Below are 17891 nucleotides of genomic sequence, written 5' to 3'. Positions count from 1 at the left end.
GGAGTCCTCCAGCAGGGTGAGGGGTCGGGTTGGACCGGGCCGGTCGCGGGTCCGGGCGTGTGGCGCCGCGACCGGCCCGGGGCTCATGCCTGGGTGAGACCGCGCTCCAGCTCCGCGTCGGTGACGCGGACGGCGTGGTACTCCAGGTCCAGGTGGGCGACGCGGGCCAGGTGCGCGACCACCGGCTCGCCGAGCAGCTCACCGGCCGGCTCGCTGGCCTCGAAGCCATCAAGCGCCTCGGCCAGGGACTGCGGCACGGGCGGCGTGTCACGGTTCAGGTAGGCGTCGCCGCGGGTGGCGGGCGGGGGTTTGAGGCCGGCCTCGACGCCGTGCCGGACGCCGGCCAGGACGGCCGCCAGCGCGAGCATCGGGTTGGCGTCCGCACCGGGCAGCCGCACCTCCAGCCGCAGACTGGGGCCGTGCCCGACCACCCTCACCGCGCACGAGCGGTTGTCCCGGCCCCAGGCGAAGCGGGCCGGCGCGAAGGAGTGGTCGTCGAGGCGCTTGTAGCTGTTCACGTACGGCGCCCACAGCGGGCCGGTCTGCGGCAGCACCGCAAGCAGCCCGGCCACCGCCTGCTCGCCCAGCTCCGACAGTTCGGTCCCGTCCTGCGGGTCGGCGGCCAGGACCGGCCGACCGTCGACATCGTGCAGCGAGACGTGCAAGTGCAGGCCACTGCCGACCCCGGTGGCCGGAGCCGCCATGAACGACGCCACCATGCCCAGCTCGTCCGCGACCGTCTTCGCGGCGTGCTTGAACAGCACGTGCCGCTCGCACACCTCACGGACCGGGCCGTACGGGAAGGTCACCTCGATCTGGCCAGACGCGCCCTCGCCCTTGACCGCCTCCACCGGCAGAGCGGCGGCGGCCAGGACCTGCCGGAGCCTGCGCCCGAACTCCCTCACCTCCGAAGGCTGGTCGAGGGCATAGTCGCGGTTGTCCCACGTGACGGGGCGAAGCCCGCGCCAGCCGGCTGCCGCCGCGTCCCGGGCGGTCCCCTCGTAGAGCACGAACTCCGTCTCGACCCCCACCATCGCCGTCAGGCCGACACCGGCCAGGAGCTCCTGCTGCCCGGCCAGCACGGTGCCCGGGGCCAGCGGGTGCGGCCACCCCTTGCTGACCGGATCGGCGAGCACCACCGCCGTGGACGGCAGCCACGGCAGCACGCGCGCACCCTTGGTGTCGGGCAGCAGAGCGATGTCGCCGAAGCCGGACTCCCACGAGAACGCCCCGGTGCGCGGGGCGGTCATCCCGAGGTCGGTGCCGATCACGTACCCGCACATCTCCGGAGCCAGCCGGCCCGGCCGCAGCTGCTCCACCGCAGCGGCCGCGTCGTACTCCTTGCCCTTGAGACGGCCCTGCACATCGACGGCCGCCAGCAGCACCGTCTCGATCCCGAAGTCGGCCACCAGCCGGTGCAACGGCCCGACCGGCGAAGCCGCCACCGGCGAGCTTCCGGTCCCGCGGTACCGGGCTGCCCGCATCGCCGCCTTCGGACGACCCGAGCGGCGGCTGGTCACACGACCTCCTCGGTCAGCTTTACCAGCTCGGCCGACCGCTGGACCGGCGGCGCGTACGAGCGCCCCGCCTTGAGCCACCACGCCCACGCCAGCACCATCACCGCCAGGAGCGCGACGGGAGCGTAGTTGAACGTGTCCACCGTCACCGGGAAGGACTGCGGCAGGCACACCAGCACGCTCACCACCGCCACCCAGCCCACCGCGATCCACCCGACCAGCGGCCCCCGACGGCCCAGGTTCCACGGCCCGGGCCGGAACGTCCGGCCCCTGCGAAGCCGCAGGTAGATCGGCACCGCGTACGCCGGCGTCATCCCCACCACGTTGACGGCGGTCACCGCCCCGTACGCGGTCGTGCTGTACAGCGACGGCAGTGCCAGCACCGCGGCCGCCCCCACCGACAGCCACACCCCGGCCACTGGCGACCCGGTACGCTCCGACACCCGGCTCCACAACGCCGAGGCCGGTAGCGCGCCGTCCCGGGAGAAGGCGAAGACCATCCGCGCCGACGCGGCCGTCTCCGCGTTCCCGCAGAACAACTGCGCCACGATCACCACGACGAGAAGCGTCTTCGCCCCGGTCGTCCCGAGCGCGTCGATGAAGATCTGCGCCGGGGGCACGCCGGCGGGCGAGTTGAGGACGGCGTCGTAGTCCTGGATCGCGAACAGCATGCCGGCCAGCAGCACGGCACCGGCGATCCAGCTCACCCAGATCGAGCGGACGATCCCGCGAGGCGCCGACACCGATGCCTTGGTGGTCTCCTCGGCCATGTGCGCACTCGCGTCGTAGCCGGAGAAGGTGTATTGGGCCAGCAGCAGGCCGATGCAGGAGACGTAGAGCGGGTTGCTCCAGCCGGTGTTGTTGACGAAGTGCCCGACGACCCAGCCGGCCTCCTGATGGTGGCTGGGCACGATCGCGAGCGCGCCGACGATCAGCACGACGCCGCCGATGTGCCACCACACCGAGACGCTGTTGAGGAAGGCGACCCGGCGCACGTTCGGCACGTTTAACAGCGCGTGGAGCAGCAGGACGGCCGCGAAGATCGCGAACAGGCCGGCGGGCGTGGGCTCGTAGCCGAACTGGAGGTTGAGGAAGGCTCCGATGAAGGAGGCGGCGCCGTAGTCGATGCCGCAGATGCCGCCGATCAGACCGAGCAGGTTGAGCCAGCCGACCAGCCAGCCCCACCGCGGCCCGCCGAGCTGGTGCGCCATAAAGTACAGGCCGCCGGAGGTCGGGTAGGCCGAGGTCACCTCGGCCAGGGCCAGGCCGACGAACATGACCAGACCGCCGACGATGATCCAGCCCCAGAACATCACCGCCGGCCCGCCGGTGTTCAGACCGAACGCGAACATCGTCATGCAGCCGCTGAGAATCGAGATCACGGAGAAGGCGCTGGCGAAGTTGCCGAACTCGCCCATTCTCCTGCTCAGTTTGGGCTCGTAGCCGAGCTGGCGCAGCCGTTCCTCGTCGGACGGCGGAGCGGTGTGAGTGGGGGACATCAAGGTCGACCTCCGTACAAAGTGAACGTGGGCGGTGGGCAGGCAGAGGACGGTTCAGGCCAGGGCGGTCGCCCGGCCGGCGAAGGCCTGCTGGCGCGCGGTCAGCAGCAACTCCTCCGCCTTGCCCGGCGAGTCGGCGACCAGGCTCCACGGGGCCCTGGAAGCGAACTGTCCGAGCGCGGCGAAGACCTCGGCGGCGGCGTCCATCTGGGCCGACGCCCACAGCGCGTGGGCGAGGTAGCTGAGATCGGCAACAGGCCACGACCCGGGAGCTGACACGGACCAGCTCTCGTACGCGCGCAGAGCACGGGAGAAGTGCGGCTCCCGTAGCCACTGCCGGAGCACCACCGCGTTCCGCCTGGGCTCGTTGCGGTACTGCTCGACCGACAGGTACAGCGGCAGGGCAGCGAGCGGGGATCCGGCCGACACCCTCGGCATGACGACGTTCACGAAGTCCGCCGCCGCCGGCCGGTAGACCTGGTGCCAGTAGCGCAGCATGCGGTGGTGGGCCTCGCGGTTGCCCGGATCGCGCCTTCGTGCTTCGTCGAGCAGCCCCCACGGGCCGGGCGGAAGCATAGGGTCCGACGAGCGCAGCTGGTGCTCGGGCCGATGCCTGGCGCGGTCCAGCATGGCCAGAGCGAGCAAGCACACCCACGGCACAGGGTCCGAGGGCACGGCGTCGGCGGCGGCCCAGCATGACTCGCGCGCTGCCCGCTCCAGGCGCCCGGCCTCGGGTGAACTGGCCTCGGCCGCGGTCAGGGAGTGCTCGACCGCGACCCGAGTCCGCAGGATGGCCAGCTCCGGGCCGCCCGGCTCCTCGCCTCCCCAGCCGGCGAGCACCGTCGACCGGGCTGCGACCAACGCCAGGACCTGCGTCCGAGATGTCCGAAGACCCGCCTGCTCGGTGTCGGCAAGCAGCCGCTGCGTTGACAGCCACTGGCCGCGCCGCAAATCGTCCACCGCAGTCCGAAGCCCGGCATCGAGCCCGGCGGGGTGGTACACCGGCCGAGCGGGCGACACGGCGTTCATGGGACCGTCCTTCCAGACATGTCGTGAGCGTGGACGTGGTGGCCGTGGGCACCGGCGCCGGGCCGCGCCCACCGCCGGCAGAGCGCGGCCGGCCCGGCCAGCTTCGGCCGTAGAACCCCGCTGGTGAGCTGCGTCTTCTGATTCCCTTGCGTCAGATGGTGGCGGCGGTTCACCGGACGACGCGACCCCACCGGGGGACGCGGGCGGGACGTCCTAAGACGCGGAGTGATCGAATTCCGCCATGGTCAACTGTTCGCCGCAGTAAGGTGCCTGAGAGTGTTCGACGGCGACCATTCGCGTAGTCATATTCGCGCTGAAATATGATCACGAGGCCGCCTGCGGGAGGCCAAGGCTCCCGCGGACGGGAGGGGCGGTATGGGGGTGCGGCGATGCGAGCGTTGTGGATGCGCGCTCAGCCGGTACAACGACAGCGCCAGTGCGTGCGGCCCGTGCGTGCGGACGGTCGCCGAGACACCGTCCGAGCCCGTTCCCGCGTGGGTGTGGCGAGACGCCCTGGTGCGCGACAGCCTTGCCGAACTGGACTTCGGCAGGCTGAGCAAGCGCATTCGGAAGATCGTCCCGCTTCGCCAGGACGACCTGGCCGGGATCACCGGACTGACCCAGGGCTACCTGTCCCGGCTGGAGGCCGGACGGGTGCAGTTGACCCACATCGACCGGATCATCGAGTTCCTCGACGCGGTTGGCGCCCCGGCCGATCTGGTGAGGCTCCCGCTGCGCACGGCCGCGGACCCGTCTGCCCCAGGACGGAGCGTCAGTTCACTCCCTGCTCATGACGACACCGCCGGGCCGTGGACGGCCCGCCGTATGGTGGCGGCACTGCACGACGCGATGCGAGGGGAGCCTGCCGCCATGCCCATGCGTCCGAATCGCCGCCACTTCCTGCTCCTGGCCGGAACCGCCCTTTCCGCCTACATCCACCAGTGGGGAATCGCCGACGCCGAGCCCCTCGAACGCGCACTCGGCGGCGCTCAGGTGACCCCCGCGCTCGCCGGTAGCCTCCAGGGGACGATCGACAGCCTGCGCACCATGGACGCCAGCTCCGGCAGCGGCCTGGTCGCCGGCCTCGCCCGTGCCCATCTCAGCGTCCTGCACGAGACGTTGAAGTCAGCCAGCTACACCGAGGAGATCGGACGACGCCTGGCCGGCATCGCCGCCGACACCGCAACCCAGCTCGGCTGGTTCCACTTCGACGCCGGCCACCACAAACCGGCCCAACGCGCTCTCCTGTCGGCACTTCGGGCCGCCCATGCCTCCGGCGACCCCCGATACGGCGCCGGCGCTCTGTCCTACCTCGCCATCCAGAGCTACTCGATCGGCGACCCCCGCGACGCCGTGACCGCGATGCAGGCCGCCAGGGAAAAGGTCCACACCCTCGACGCCTCGCACCTGGAGGCCATGCTCCTGACCCGTCAGGCGCGCGGGCACGCCAAGCTCGGGGAACGCCAGGCATGCCAGCGCGCGCTCGGGCGAGCCGCAGAACTAGCCCAGCTAGGCCCGGCCGAAAGCGACCCTGGCTGGCTCTACTGGATGAACCGCGGGGAGATCCTCGGCCAGACCGCGAGCTGTCACCTCCAACTCGGCGACCACAAGACCGCCGCAGACCACTTCGAGCAGGCTGCCTCCACCCTGAATCCCGCCGACCTCCGGACACGGGCGCTCTTCGCATCGAGGGCCGCTTCCGCGCACCTTCTCGCCGGCGACCAGGATGGGGGCTTCATGGCCGCCGATGCCGCTTTCACCCTCGCGTCGAAGGTCCGGTCGGCCAGGCTGACCGAGCACCTGGAGCAGACCGTGGAGCACCTCCAGGCCATCCCCGGCCCGCGGTCGAACGAGCTGATAGAACGGTCACGACAAATGATGGCGGCCAAGGAGTCGTGACCGTGACCAGCACCGTGCTCGTTCTGTGGGACATCGACCGCACCCTGGTATACGTCGGCGAGACCGACCGCGCCGTCTACCGCGAGGCGTTCCGCCAGGTCGTCGGACGCGACGCGGTGAAGCTTCCCGAACGCGGCACCGGCCGCACGATGCCGCTGGCGGTACGGGAACTGCTCACGGCCAACGACGTCGACCACCGGGACCTGGAGCTGTTCGCGGAACAGATCGTCGAACTCCTGCCCCAGCTCCTCGCAGCCAAAGCCGAGCAGCTGCGCGCAGGAGGCCAGCTCATGCCCGGTGCCACCGCCGCACTCGCAGCAGTCGACGCCCACCCGGACCTCGTGCCCACCGTGGTCACCGGCAACTTGCAGCAGAACGCGGAGATCAAACTCCGCGCCTTCGGCCTCGATCAGTACGTCGACCTCACCGTTGGCGGCTTCGCCTCCGACGACTCCCACCGGCCGGCCTTGGTCGGCGTCGCCCAGCGCCGAGCCGCCACCCGCCATGGGAAGACCTTCGGCCGATCGAACACGGTCATCATCGGGGACTCGCTCGAAGACGTGCGGACCGGAGCGGAAGGCGGAGCAGGCGTGATCGCTGTCGCCTCCGGCACAACCACGGCCGACCAGCTCGCCGACGCCGGGGCGGACCGTGTCCTCGACAGCCTGCGCGACCCACAAGCGGTCCTCCGCGCCATTGCAGAACTCACGGCCCGCCGTCTGTAGTTCGGCAGCGGCGCCAACCGCACGGCCGCCCCTCGTCGGCCTGCTACCGTCACCGCCATGACGCTCTCCGTAGCAGGTGGCCGCGCGCTGGACCTCCGGAAGGAACCGGTCGGCTGCCTCCTCGAACTGGTCGAGCAGCGCCTCGGCACAGCACTCGACCGGACCGGCGTCGTCAGGAAGCGCCGGTCGGTCGGAGCGAGAACCGACCGGGACACCTGGGTCCGCATCGAGCGCCGCCCGTGGACGAGGGCCAGAGAGCAGGGCTGGGCCGGCACCGAAACCGCTGCCGTTCTGACCGGCGTGGTGATGCCCCGCTGGGTGAGTTCAGTGGCGTGGCGCGACACCGGTGACGGGGCGATCTGGCGAGCGGACGAGACGTCGCGCATTCCGGGCAATCCGGTCGGCACAGCCGTCCTGGCCACCGATCCCGAGCTTCCGGACGGCTGGTGGAAGGCTCTGAACGCCTCCCTGGACGCGCTCGCCGCCCAGCCCACGCCCAGGGTGGCGACGCCGGACACCGAGCCGATCACCCAGCAGCTGGTCGATCAGGTGATCCGCACCGCCTTCCCCCTGGCGGTGAACACCCAGGTGCTCTCGTGGTCCGCGGCGCACGCCGACCTGAACTGGGTGAACGTCACCGGTCCCGAGTTCTGCCTGTTCGACTGGGAGGACTGGGGGATGGCGCCGCACGGCCTGGACTCCGCGTCGCTGCTGGCCGCATCCCTCGCCGTCCCGGGGCTCGCGGACCGCGTACGCCGCGAGCGCCGGGCGGACCTTGAGAGTCGCGACGGCATGGTGATGCGCCTCTTCGTGCTGGCAAAGATCGCCGGCCCGCACGCCCACCCGGACGACCCCCGGGTAGCCCCGGCCCGATTGGAGGCCGAGCAGCTGATCCGCGCGCTTCAACCACTCTGACGAGCGGCTCGCTCAGCCAGCAGACGCCGGTACCCGTCGATGAGTTCGGCACTGACCTCCAGCCCGGCGGCATCGACCAGCTCGCGCAGATGATCCGGCCTGTCAGTGCCGACCGCGACCGCGCCCACCAGCGGCAGCTCGAAGGCGACCCGGAAGGCCGCCCGCACCGGAGTCGACTCACCCACGGCACCGGCCAGGAAGAGACGCGGGTCGCTCCGACGCCAGGGCGGGCTGGCAGGGTTCCCGCCGAACGGGCTCATGCCCCAGCGGCGTTCGGCCGGAATACCCCATCCCCGGGCGAGGACTTCACCAGTGACCAGGACCTCGTGGCCGACGAGCAGCCCGGATCGGACCATCAGGACGTCCGGCGCGACCGGAAGCGGGGCATCGAGCGTGGCGACGGCGCGCGGATTCCACGTCGCGATCCCCCACGCCCCACAAGACCCGGCCGCCGCCGCTTCAGCCAGGACAGCGCAGGCGGCGGCCAACTGTTCCTCGCCTCGTTCACCGGCCGTGAGCGAGGCTTCCGGGTTGTGCAGGAACACCACGTCCGGTGCACGCCCCAGGTCCCGAATCGTCTGCTCCAGCGCTGCCCGGAGCTCCACCGGATCGAGGCTGTGACGCGCCCGGCCGCCGGCGGCCGGGAAGTAGCCGACCTTGGTGGAGACCGTGAAGCCGGACAACAGGTCCCCGCCCACGTCGGCGAGCGTGGCGTGCGAGGTGAAGCCCAGGTAGTTGAACGCGGTGTCGATCGCGGTCACACCGTGATCCAGCGCCGCCGTCAGGAGGTGGCGTTCGTGACGAGACCGGTGTAGCCCGAGAACAACTCGTCGGTCAGCGGCGCGCACAACCCCTCCTTCGCCAGCAGGCCGGCCGCCGCATGTACCTCGGTGCCAACAGCGGCCTCGGCCTCCGCCAGGACCACGGGGTGTCCGCTGAGTAGCAGTCGCAGCGCGGGCTCCGCCTTCGCGGCAAAGCTGAGACGCCGACCAGCCGCGGTCACCTCCACCACGCTGTCACCCGGGCGGATGTCCGGGCGGAAGTTCGTGGTGCAGACCGCCGCCGTGAGTGGGCCGAGTACGTCCAGGTGCGGCACCTGCCGAGCCGGCGCGGCGGTCCGCTGGTAGTCGCTGAGGAACGCGGCCGGAGGCCGCGACTCCACCAGCCCCCGCGCGGCGGCGATCAGCTGGCTGGCGTCGGCACCCGGAGCGCGGTCGAGATCGCGCCGGAAGACCTCCTGTTCGCGGCACCAGTCGCCGAGCCAGGCCATCCAACTGGCCCCGGTCCGCTTGGTGATGCCGAAGGTGACGTGCAGCGAGTGACCGGCGTCCCCGTGGCCGACACGAGTGGCCCGGTGCCAGTGGCCCCGCGGGATGTGCATCACCTCGCCGGCGCGAAGCAATCCCGACCAGATCACCTCCTCGCTCGGCGTGGAGTTCGGGTCGGCGTCCCGGTACATCGGCGCGGTGCGCGAAGTACCACGGACCTCCCAGCCCTTCTCGCCCGCCAGTTGGACGACGATCACATCGTGGTCGTCCCAGTGCAGCGGGAACCCCTCCGCCTCGCCGGTGGTCCAGTAGACGTTCACCTGGACCCGCTCCTGGCTCCACCACTGCAGCGCGCGGCAGGCTATCTCCAGCGTCGGATCGGAGACGTTCGCCTGGTCGAGGATCAGCGTCGCGCCCTCGCTGAGCAGCCTCCCCAGGGCGTTCATGTTGACCATGGAGATGCTCTGGCCCCGGGGGCTGACGCTGTCCGTGAAGTAGACCGCCGGATGGACCTCCACACCTTCCTGGAACAGCCGGAACTGCGGGCGGGCGAGACTGCGCCGCATCACCAGGTCGAGCAGCCGTTCCGGGGTGAGCAACCGCCTCGACAGGTCCTCGACCCCCGTGTGTCCCCTCGCGAACCGATCACCGATCCGTTCCGGTCCCGCCCAGAGCCGACTCCACGGCCCTGATCAACTTGTGCTCCACACGAACCTCCCCTGAACCCAATCACCAGGCCGTACCGGCTGGCGGGCGTGCGGATACCGGTACGCCCACCAGCCGGCTCACTCACTCGCTGTCGTGCAGATTTCCGTCGCCTCCGGGCCACGGGTCGTCGCCGCCGGAGCCGGCGTTGTCCGAGCGGAGACTGTCGTATCGGTCGTGCACCGCCCCCAGCTCATCGACCGCGAGCAACAGTTTCTCATCCGGTTGACCTGCCATTTTTCGCTCCTCTCATGCCCCCGGGCTAGCGGAGGCGGACGGCGTACAAGGCGCCGCCTACCGGCGGCCTCGCGCTGGTTGCTCATCATCAAGCGGTCGTTACCTGGGGTCATATTTCCCTGCGAATGCGGAAGTTCGACCTCCAGGCGTAGCGTCATCGAGCCCTGCTGACGCAAACCGCTGGTCAGGCGGGCAGCACACATCTCCGCGCCAGGACCCTTGATCCAGTCCCCCCGCTGATCGCAGCAGTGGGGCCCGGCCCTGCGCTGCCACCTCCGAAGGATAGGACAGGTGGGTACGCCAGGGGCGGCCCCCAGCGGATACGTCTCGGGACGTCCCTGGAACGTCCCGGAACGTGGTTGGAAGGCACCCATTAGGCCCGCCAGAATCGGGGTGATTCTCGGTTTTGACGGCGCGAGGAAATCGAGACCTGAGATACGGCGCCAGCTTCTGGAGCTGATTTCAATCTGCGCAGCACTCCTCCTGGACTTCACTTTCTCTTGAAAGGCAGATGCCCGTGGAAAACGAGATCAGGCAGAACTCCCTGAAGGTCATGGGAATCCGGTACTCGCCCGGCATGCGCAAATGGAACCTCCGGTTCGGCATTACGTCCCGCTGCAATATTCGCTGCCAGTACTGCCTGCCGGAGGGGAAGCAAGGGGTCATCGTCCAGCCTTCGCTGGAGGAGGCGATCGAGGTCCTCCAGGCCGGCTACGACATCGGCCTCCGGAGGGTCCACTACACCGGCGGGGAGCCGACGGTGCGCAGGGACTTCGTGGATCTGCTGCGTGCTGGCAAGGCGATCGGCTACGAGCAGCAGATCGTCACGACCAACGGCTACCGCCTGCACCACTTCATCGAGGAGGCGGTCGACGCCGGCCTGACCCGGGCGATCGTCAGTATCGACACCCTGGACGAGCAGCGCAACCTGCTGATCACCCGGAGGGGCTTTCACAGCGATACGCTGCGCAGTATCGAGCGCTCGGTCGAGTTGCTGCCGACCCTGACGAAGATCTCGTGCGTGACGATGCGCGACACCCTTCACGAGCTGCCCGCCTTCATCGACTACGCCCGTGAGCTGAACAGCGGCGGAGGGGCGGGCCAGCTGGCGATCAAGCTGAACCAGTTCTTCCCCTCCAACCCCGCCCAGCTCGGCGCCGAGGGCGAGGCGTTCTGGAAGAACCAGTTCGTGGAGGAGTCTGCGATCCTCGACGCGCTCGCGAAGGCGGGTGAACTGCGGCCCGTGCGGCGGGAGTCGATCGAGGGAGACAACCCGAGCTACAACTACTACGAGATCGGTGAGACCGGGGTGAAGGTCGCGGTGCTCGCGATGTTCTCCTGGGACTACCCGTGCGGCGGCTGCTGGAAGCTGCGGATCAGCCCGAACGGGATGACGACGGTCTGTATCAGTCAGAAGAACCCTCCGGTCCTGTGGGGGATGTCGCTGGACGAGAAGCGGGAGACGTTCAAGCGGCTGACCGGCTACCGCGACAGCGAGCAGTTCGACATCGACAACCCGAACCGCAAGCACTACCGCGACCAGCTCGGCGAGCTGCGATTCGACAAGGTTGTCGGCGAGGAGAAGTCGATCGCGCACTTCCGCACCATCTTGACCCGTGAGACGCTGGAAGCACGGGGTGAGATGTGACGGGCCTGGAACGCCTGTGCTTCGGCACCTCGACGTTCGTCGCTGGTCGTCTGCAGCCTGGCAAGGACTCGCGGCCCGGCCTGGACGCTCTGCGTGCCGCGCTGGCCGCCGGGGTGCGCACGATTCACTCCAACCCGCACCTCGGCACGCAGTGGGCGGTGCGGGAGGTGCTGGACGAGGTCGGCCCGGTCGTCGGGCTCCGTCACCTGGTCAAGGCAGAGTGCCCGCTGCGGGGTGATCTGGAGGCTCGCGTCAACACGGCCATCGAGATGTCCACCGGGCAGTTGGGTATCGGCCGGATCGATGCCGTGGTGCTCCAGGTAGACCTCAAACGCACCGGGCAAACTGAACTGCTCAACGATCAGCGGGCGTTGAGGGAGTTCTACCGGTACGGCGCCCAGGTGGCGTTCGCCTCCGGTCGGGTCGGCGCGGTCTACGCCTACTGCCACGGCCCCACCTCCGTCCGCGCCGCCCTGCGGGAGGAGCCGATCACGGCTGTCTCGGCGCAGTACCACCTCGCGTCCTCCTGGCCGATTTCCCATCTGGCCCAGATCTCGCAGGCCGGCCGCGGCTTCGTCGGGATGTCGCCTCTCAACCGCGGGGCTCTGATCGACCCGCGTGCCGGCAGCGCCAGCAGCAGGCTCCGCCCGCTTGCATGGGTGCTCCGTGAGCCGCGGGTGGAGACCATCGCCATCACCATGTCCTCACCGGACCATGTCCATGAGGTGATCGACACCTTCCGGAACTCGCCGCGATCAAGGTTGCCCGGTTCCCGCACCGGCGGCGCCGGGCTCAAGGAGACCGCGCCGTGATCGACCTGGCCCTGCCACGAACGGTCCCCGAGAGCCTACTCCCGTGCGCGGGGGGCCGTGAGCGGATCGAAGTGCGCTGTTGACTCTGACCCTGGGGCTGAACTTCGGGACCCACGACGCGGCGGCGGCCATCGTTCATGACGGGACGGTGGTCGCCGCCATCGAAGAGGAACGCCTGAACCGGATCAAGAACACGAAGGTGTTCCCCGAGCAGGCGATCCGGGCCTGTCTGGACCTGGCCGGCGCCCACCCCCAGGACCTTGACCAGGCAGCACTGTTCGTCGACCCGAAGCTTCACCTCCTCCTGGCGCCGTCGAACCTGCGCTACGGCACACCGGCGTCGATCGGTTCGCTGCTGTCGGACCTGGACAAGTACCGCACGCGCCGCCGCCTGCACGACACGGTTCGCCGCAGCGGCCTGTTATCGAACCGTCTGCCGCTCATGCCCGTGCCGCACCACCGTGCGCACGCCGCCAGCGCCTACCTGACCTCGCCCTTCGATGACGCCCTGGTCGTCACCCTCGACGGCCGCGGCGAGTACGAGACCGCCGCGATCTACGACGGCAGCAACGGCCGGATGACACGGCGCCATCACATCCTGTACCCGCACTCGTTCGGATACCTGTACAGCGCCCTGACCCGGTACCTCGGCTTCCGGCCGCAGAGTGACGAGTACAAGGTGATGGGCCTGGCCGCCTACGGAGGCCCGCGGTACTTCGACCAGATCCAGCGCCTTGCCCGGTTCGACCCGCGTGCCGGCCGACTGCACCTGGGCCTGCGCTACTTCGACCACCACCGTCGACCCAGCACCCGCCGCAGCCTGTTCAGCCCGGCCCTGGTCGAACTCCTCGGCCCGCCCCGGCACGCCGAGGACGAGATCACCGATCGGCACCGCGACATCGCCCGCGCCCTCCAACACCTCCTGGAGCAGTTGGTCGGCTCCTACCTCGCCTTCGCCCAGCACCTCGTACCGAAACGATCGCTCTGCCTGGCCGGCGGCGTCGCGCTCAACTGTGTCGCCAACGCCACCGTGATCGCCTCGGGCCGGTTCGACCGGATCTTCATCCAGCCCGCCGCAGGCGACGCCGGCACCTCCATCGGCGCGGCGCTGGCCACCGCGGCCAGCCCGGTCCGGCTCCCCCTTCGGCATGCCTTCCTCGGCCCGTCCTACGACGAGGGGACCATCCGCTCGGCCCTGAGCAGTATCCCCGTCGACCGGTACCGGGTGCGGCGCACGGCCGAGCCGCACCGGGAAGCCGCGCAGCTGCTGAGAGCGGAGAAGGTGATCGGTTGGTTCCAGGGCCGCATGGAGTTCGGACCGCGGGCGCTGGGAGCCCGCAGCATCCTGGCCTCTCCACAGCACGCCACGACCGCCGTCCGGATCAATGCCATGATCAAACAGCGGGAAGCGTTCCGCCCGTTCGCACCAGCCGTACTGGCAGAGCACGCCGACGACTTCTTCGCCCTGCCGTCGGCCGGTGCACTCGTCTACCCGTACATGCTGGCGACCGGCACGGTGCGTCAGCACCAGCGAGATCGTCTTCCAGCCGTGGTCCATGTGGACGGATCCGCCCGCGTCCAGACGGTGCACCGTGACACGAACCCTCTGGTGTGGAACGTCATCGATGCCTATCGCCAGCTCTCGGGTCTGCCCGTCGTGCTGAACACCTCGTTCAACGGCGCGGACGAGCCGATCGTCTGCACCCCGAGCGATGCGGTCGCAACCTTCCTGAGGTGCGGCTTGGACGCACTCGTGATCGGCCCGTTCGTCATCGAGGAGAGCACCCGTTGAACCGCTCCGACCTCCCTTGTACAGAGCGGTGAAGCGAGAGCCCGCCAGGGAAGGCCATGCACCCGGCATCGGCGCCGCCCTCGCCCCGGTCCATCGACGCGGCTGCTGAGTCGTCGCGGCGATGGCCCGCGCCGATCGCCTTGCCGGCCGCTCGGGGTGATCGGTCGTATCTGGACAGCGATTCGGCGTTGCTCGCGGCGCCCGTGCGTTCTATCCTCTGGGCAACGCGCTGACGGAGACAAGTAGCCGCAGGGCACGCGAGCCGAGAGAACTGCCGGCTGCTGGGAAGGCAGTCTCGCGTCCTGTGGCGAATCCCCTCCCGAGTGCGGGGAGGAACGGCCGGTTTCGGCCCAATGCCCCGCCGGTTCGCTCCCGTTATCGAGCTGTCGAGGCCGTCCCCCTGGGGCGGCGAAGGCGTGGTGGCACCGCGAGTTCCCTTCTCGCCCACGCTCCCAAGGGATCACGTCGGACTCCGACTGATCGATGGGACCCGAAATGCTGGACATCACCGTCATCCGTGAGCACCCCCGGCGCGTCGAACACGCGCTGGCGAAGCGGGCCGTTCACATCGACCTCGGCGACTTCCTCGCCCTGGACGAGAAGTACCGGCACGGCACGACCGAGGTCGAGACGCTACGCGCCGAGCGCAAGCAGATCTCCCGCGAGATCGCGCGGCTCGACCAGGCGGACCCGGCCGCCGTCGCCAAGCGCACCGAGGCAACCGAACTCGGTTCCCGTCTTGCCGCCTGGGAGGAGCAGCTCGCCGCCTTGGCCGGCGAGCGCCAGGCCTTCCTCGACCGACTGCCCAACCTGCCCGACGAGGACGTGCCCGCCGGAGGCAAGGAGCAGAACCAGGTCGTCCGCGAGCACGGTGCCCGGCCGGCCTTCGACTTCGAACCGCACAACCACGTCGACCTGGCTCGCCGACTCGGCCTGATCGACTACGAGCGCGGCGTCAAGCTCGGTGGGACCGGCAACTGGGTCTACCGCGGAAACGGCGCCCTGCTCGAATGGGCGCTGCTCAACTTCTTCATCGAGACCCACGTTCAGGACGGCTACGAGCTGATCCTGCCGCCCCACCTGCTGACCTACCAGGCCGGCTACACCGCAGGCCAGTTCCCCAAGTTCGCCGAGGACGTCTTCGCGCTCGAACAGGGTCCGGCCGGGCCGCAGCGGTTCCTCCTGCCGACCTCGGAGACCGCCCTGGTCAATCTGCACCGCGACGAGGTCCTGGCGGAGGCCGAACTGCCGCGCAGGTACGTCGCCTACTCGCCCTGCTATCGGCGCGAGGCCGGCAGCTATCGCGCCGCCGACCGGGGAACCCTTCGTGGCCACCAGTTCAACAAGGTCGAGATGTTCCAGTTCGCGCACCCCGACCACTCCGACGCCGCCCACGAGGAACTCCTCACCAAGGCAGCCGACTTGGTCGAGGCGCTCGGCCTTCACCACCGAATCACCCGGCTGGCCGCCGAGGACACCAGCGCCTCGATGGCCAAGACCTTCGACGTCGAGGTCTGGCTGCCCAGCATCGACGGCTACGTCGAGGTGAGCTCGGTATCGAACGCCCGGGACTACCAGGCCCGGCGCGGCAACATCCGCTACCGCCCGGCAGCGGGCAAGGCCGCCTACGTGCACACCCTCAACGGCTCCGGGCTGGCCACCAGCCGCCTGGTGCCGGCGCTGCTGGAACAGCACCAGCAGCCGGACGGCACCGTCACGGTACCGGAGGTGCTGCGGCGCTGGCTCGGCCGCGAGTCCTTGGCCCCGGCAACAGCCGGATAGCCGAACCGAACGCCGACGCGCCACGTACATTCGGCGACATCGGAGAGGATCCTGTCCGGGCCACCGCAGCCGTGGCCCGGACAGCTCCTGGACGCAGCGTATGGAGCGCCCGCCGGGCGGGAAGGCCGACAGCATGACGGAGACTTTGCCCCAGTGGGCGTGGCGGATCGCCGAAGAAGAGCTGGCAGCCACCCTGCCGAGGCGTTGGTCGCACTCCCAGGGGGTGGCACGCCAGGCCGCGCAACTGGCCCCGGTCGCCGGGCCGGACGGCGGCCTACTGGTAGCCGCCGCCGTGCTCCATGACGTCGGCTACGCACCTCGGCTTGCCACGACCGGCTTCCACCCCCTGGACGGCGCACGCTTCCTGGAGGGCCGGCAGGGCGCGGACACGCGGCTCGTGCGGCTGGTGGCCAACCACTCGCTCGCCCTGCTGGAGGCTGAGGAACGCGGGCTGCGCGAGACCCTGGAACGGGAGTTCCCGCTGCTCGACGACCAGGTGCTGGTGGACGCCCTGATCTTCTGCGACATGACCACCACTCTCGACGGCACGCCCACCAGCGCCAGTGAGCGGGTCGCGGAGATACTCACCCGCTACGGAGCCGACACGCTGGTCGGACGGTTCATCCACCGCGCGCAGCCGGAGATCGAGGCAGCGGTGGCCCGCACCGAACACCGGCTCGCTGCCGCGGCTCAACCGAGGTAGGGGTACCGGCCGTTGAGGTAGTGGCCGATCTGCTGGCGCATGCTCGGGTGGATGTCGTACTCGTCCAGGTCGCCCGGCCGTACCCAGCGCACACCGTCGGCCTCATCGTTGATCGTCGGGATACCGCCGATCGGGCGGCCGATGTACGCCACCTCGAACTGCTGGCGGGCTTCGCCGTTGCTGCTGTACACGACGATGTGCTCCGGGTTGGAGTAGACGCCGAGGAGTCCGGTGATCTCCGCCTTGATCCCGGTCTCCTCCTCGCACTCGCGCACCGCGCAGTCGGCTGCGGACTCGCCGATGTCCTGCTTCCCGCCGGGCAGGGCCCACTGCCCGGTGTCGCGCCGGCGCTGCAACAGGATCTCGCCGGCCTCGTTCTGCACGAGCAGGTTGCTCGCGGGCACCAGCGAGTTCGCGGCCGGTGCGTCCGGATCGCCGTAGTACTCAGTCCTGCCAGCCACGAGACTGATCTCCCTGCGCGTCGTCGGTCCACGGCCGGGCGGAGTCCCAGACCGCGTCGAAGCTCGAAGCGTAGCCGCCGAACCAACCGAGGTCGCCACCCTTCTGGAGGTGCAACAGTGGGTTGGCGGACGCCGGCTGGCCCCACACGTGCGGGTTGACCAGCAGGTCGTCGTCGTAACGGAACAACGAGTTGTAGAGGGTGGTGTCGTGCAGACGGATCTCGCATCCGGGCGTGCCCAGCAGCGGCCGGTAGTAGGTCAGCGAGGCGCCGATCTTCGCCGCGAGCGCGTCGCCGATGCCCTCCTCGCGTCCGCGGATCGCCACCGCGCGGCCCTGCGGGTCGCCGAAGCACAACCGGACCCTCACCCCGGCCGCCGCGCGCTGCGCCAGCATGGCGGCGATGCGGGGGTTCGACTGGGCAAAGAACGTCCCCGAGAACACCAGCACGTCGATGCCCTGCTCTGCGTCCAGCAGGAGAGAGAGCCACATCTCCCGCGGGACGCTGGCACGGTCGGGGTACGTAGCCACGAGGCCGGTGCCGGGACCGGACGCCTGTCCGCTCTGGGGCCGGGTCTGGGGCCAGAGGAAGTCCTCGTCCACCTTCAGGTGGCGTGCAACATTCCACCGGTGGCGTGCATGCGGCAGGCGACCGCCTAGCCAGCGGGTCACCGTTTTGGGGTCCACCTCGCAGGCCGTCGCGAGTTCCACAGGGGAGACACCGCACTGGGCGAGTGCGGAGCGCAATCGCTCGTTCACAGCGGATATCCAACCGGACGACGGTAGGACTCGCAAGGACGTCCTAGTGCTGCCCTGCAGAAGTTCGTGGAGGGGTGTTGATCAGGCTGCCTTGAGCGGGGTGCCTTCGTAGGTCCAGCGGTAGGGCTTCGCGGTCTCGTTG

Annotated in this window: 15 protein-coding genes and 1 pseudogene; 8 read left to right on the top strand and 8 right to left on the bottom strand. The window is 69.8% G+C overall.

What is annotated here, in order from left to right; genetic code table 11:
- Positions 1-83: 83 nt before the first annotated feature.
- The 3 genes from ACFRMQ_RS10985 to ACFRMQ_RS10975 are packed head-to-tail and all read right to left on the bottom strand — an operon-like array spanning position 84 to position 3877.
- Entirely contained in the window at positions 84-1520 is a 1437-nt protein-coding gene (locus ACFRMQ_RS10985) for a glutamine synthetase family protein (protein WP_380729301.1), read from the bottom strand.
- Positions 1517-3016 (bottom strand): amino acid permease, encoded by a 1500-nt coding sequence (locus ACFRMQ_RS10980; RefSeq protein WP_380729299.1) that lies wholly within the window; start codon positions 3014-3016, stop codon positions 1517-1519. Before ACFRMQ_RS10980 ends, ACFRMQ_RS10985 begins: the two co-directional genes overlap by 4 nt.
- A gap of 54 nt (positions 3017-3070) precedes the next feature.
- Positions 3071-3877 (bottom strand): hypothetical protein, encoded by an 807-nt coding sequence (locus ACFRMQ_RS10975; RefSeq protein ID WP_380729297.1) that lies wholly within the window; start codon positions 3875-3877, stop codon positions 3071-3073.
- Between the two features lie 684 nt (positions 3878-4561).
- On the opposite strand from ACFRMQ_RS10975, the gene ACFRMQ_RS10970 reads away from it, so the two are divergent.
- The 3 genes from ACFRMQ_RS10970 to ACFRMQ_RS10960 are packed head-to-tail and all read left to right on the top strand — an operon-like array spanning position 4562 to position 7584.
- A complete protein-coding gene (locus tag ACFRMQ_RS10970; protein WP_380729295.1) occupies positions 4562-5944 on the top strand; it encodes a helix-turn-helix domain-containing protein in 1383 nt (460 codons plus the stop codon).
- Between the two features lie 2 nt (positions 5945-5946).
- Positions 5947-6669, top strand: a complete 723-nt coding sequence (locus ACFRMQ_RS10965; protein ID WP_380729294.1) for an HAD family hydrolase — start codon at positions 5947-5949, stop codon at positions 6667-6669.
- A gap of 57 nt (positions 6670-6726) precedes the next feature.
- Positions 6727-7584 carry a hypothetical protein gene (locus tag ACFRMQ_RS10960; RefSeq protein WP_380729292.1) on the top strand — a complete coding sequence of 286 codons (858 nt, stop codon included), beginning with the start codon at positions 6727-6729 and terminating at the stop codon, positions 7582-7584.
- On the opposite strand, the gene ACFRMQ_RS10955 is transcribed toward ACFRMQ_RS10960, so the two are convergent.
- The 3 genes and pseudogenes from ACFRMQ_RS10955 to ACFRMQ_RS10945 all read right to left on the bottom strand — a co-directional run bounded on the left by ACFRMQ_RS10955 (position 7572) and on the right by ACFRMQ_RS10945 (position 9794).
- Entirely contained in the window at positions 7572-8345 is a 774-nt protein-coding gene (locus ACFRMQ_RS10955; protein ID WP_380729290.1) for an aldo/keto reductase, read from the bottom strand. The genes ACFRMQ_RS10960 and ACFRMQ_RS10955 overlap by 13 nt on opposite strands.
- 20 nt (positions 8346-8365) lie before the next feature.
- Positions 8366-9560, bottom strand: a pseudogene (locus ACFRMQ_RS10950) (JmjC domain-containing protein).
- 81 nt (positions 9561-9641) lie between these two features.
- The gene (locus tag ACFRMQ_RS10945) at positions 9642-9794 is read right to left on the bottom strand and encodes a hypothetical protein (RefSeq protein WP_380729288.1); all 153 of its coding nucleotides are present in this window, start codon (positions 9792-9794) and stop codon (positions 9642-9644) included.
- 517 nt (positions 9795-10311) lie between these two features.
- Here ACFRMQ_RS10945 and ACFRMQ_RS10940 point away from each other — a divergent pair.
- From ACFRMQ_RS10940 to ACFRMQ_RS10920, 5 genes are all read left to right on the top strand, one after another.
- Positions 10312-11442: a radical SAM protein gene (locus ACFRMQ_RS10940; RefSeq protein ID WP_380729286.1), complete on the top strand. Its 1131-nt coding sequence runs from the start codon at positions 10312-10314 to the stop codon at positions 11440-11442.
- Positions 11439-12254 (top strand): hypothetical protein, encoded by an 816-nt coding sequence (locus tag ACFRMQ_RS10935; protein WP_380729284.1) that lies wholly within the window; start codon positions 11439-11441, stop codon positions 12252-12254. The genes ACFRMQ_RS10940 and ACFRMQ_RS10935 overlap by 4 nt, the downstream gene beginning before the upstream one ends.
- A 79-nt stretch (positions 12255-12333) precedes the next feature.
- Positions 12334-14046 (top strand): carbamoyltransferase, encoded by a 1713-nt coding sequence (locus ACFRMQ_RS10930; RefSeq protein ID WP_380729282.1) that lies wholly within the window; start codon positions 12334-12336, stop codon positions 14044-14046.
- A 495-nt stretch (positions 14047-14541) separates the two neighbouring features.
- Complete coding sequence (gene serS / locus ACFRMQ_RS10925) at positions 14542-15828, top strand: serine--tRNA ligase (protein ID WP_380729280.1); 1287 nt, start codon at positions 14542-14544, stop codon at positions 15826-15828.
- 133 nt (positions 15829-15961) lie between these two features.
- Positions 15962-16531, top strand: coding sequence for an HD domain-containing protein (locus tag ACFRMQ_RS10920; RefSeq protein WP_380729278.1), 570 nt, complete (start codon positions 15962-15964; stop codon positions 16529-16531).
- Here ACFRMQ_RS10920 and ACFRMQ_RS10915 read toward each other — a convergent pair.
- Both ACFRMQ_RS10915 and ACFRMQ_RS10910 read right to left on the bottom strand, forming a co-directional pair.
- Positions 16519-16992 (bottom strand): NUDIX hydrolase, encoded by a 474-nt coding sequence (locus tag ACFRMQ_RS10915; RefSeq protein WP_380729276.1) that lies wholly within the window; start codon positions 16990-16992, stop codon positions 16519-16521. The two genes, ACFRMQ_RS10920 and ACFRMQ_RS10915, sit on opposite strands and share 13 nt — an antisense overlap.
- The gene (locus ACFRMQ_RS10910) at positions 16976-17749 is read right to left on the bottom strand and encodes an XRE family transcriptional regulator (protein WP_380729274.1); all 774 of its coding nucleotides are present in this window, start codon (positions 17747-17749) and stop codon (positions 16976-16978) included. The genes ACFRMQ_RS10915 and ACFRMQ_RS10910 overlap by 17 nt, the downstream gene beginning before the upstream one ends.
- Between the last annotated feature and the right edge of the window lie 142 nt (positions 17750-17891).

Origin of the sequence: Kitasatospora sp. NPDC056783 (assembly GCF_042789895.1) — a bacterium.
Classification (GTDB): Bacteria; Actinomycetota; Actinomycetes; order Streptomycetales; family Streptomycetaceae; genus Kitasatospora.
This window is presented reverse-complemented; position numbering and strand designations above follow the sequence as displayed.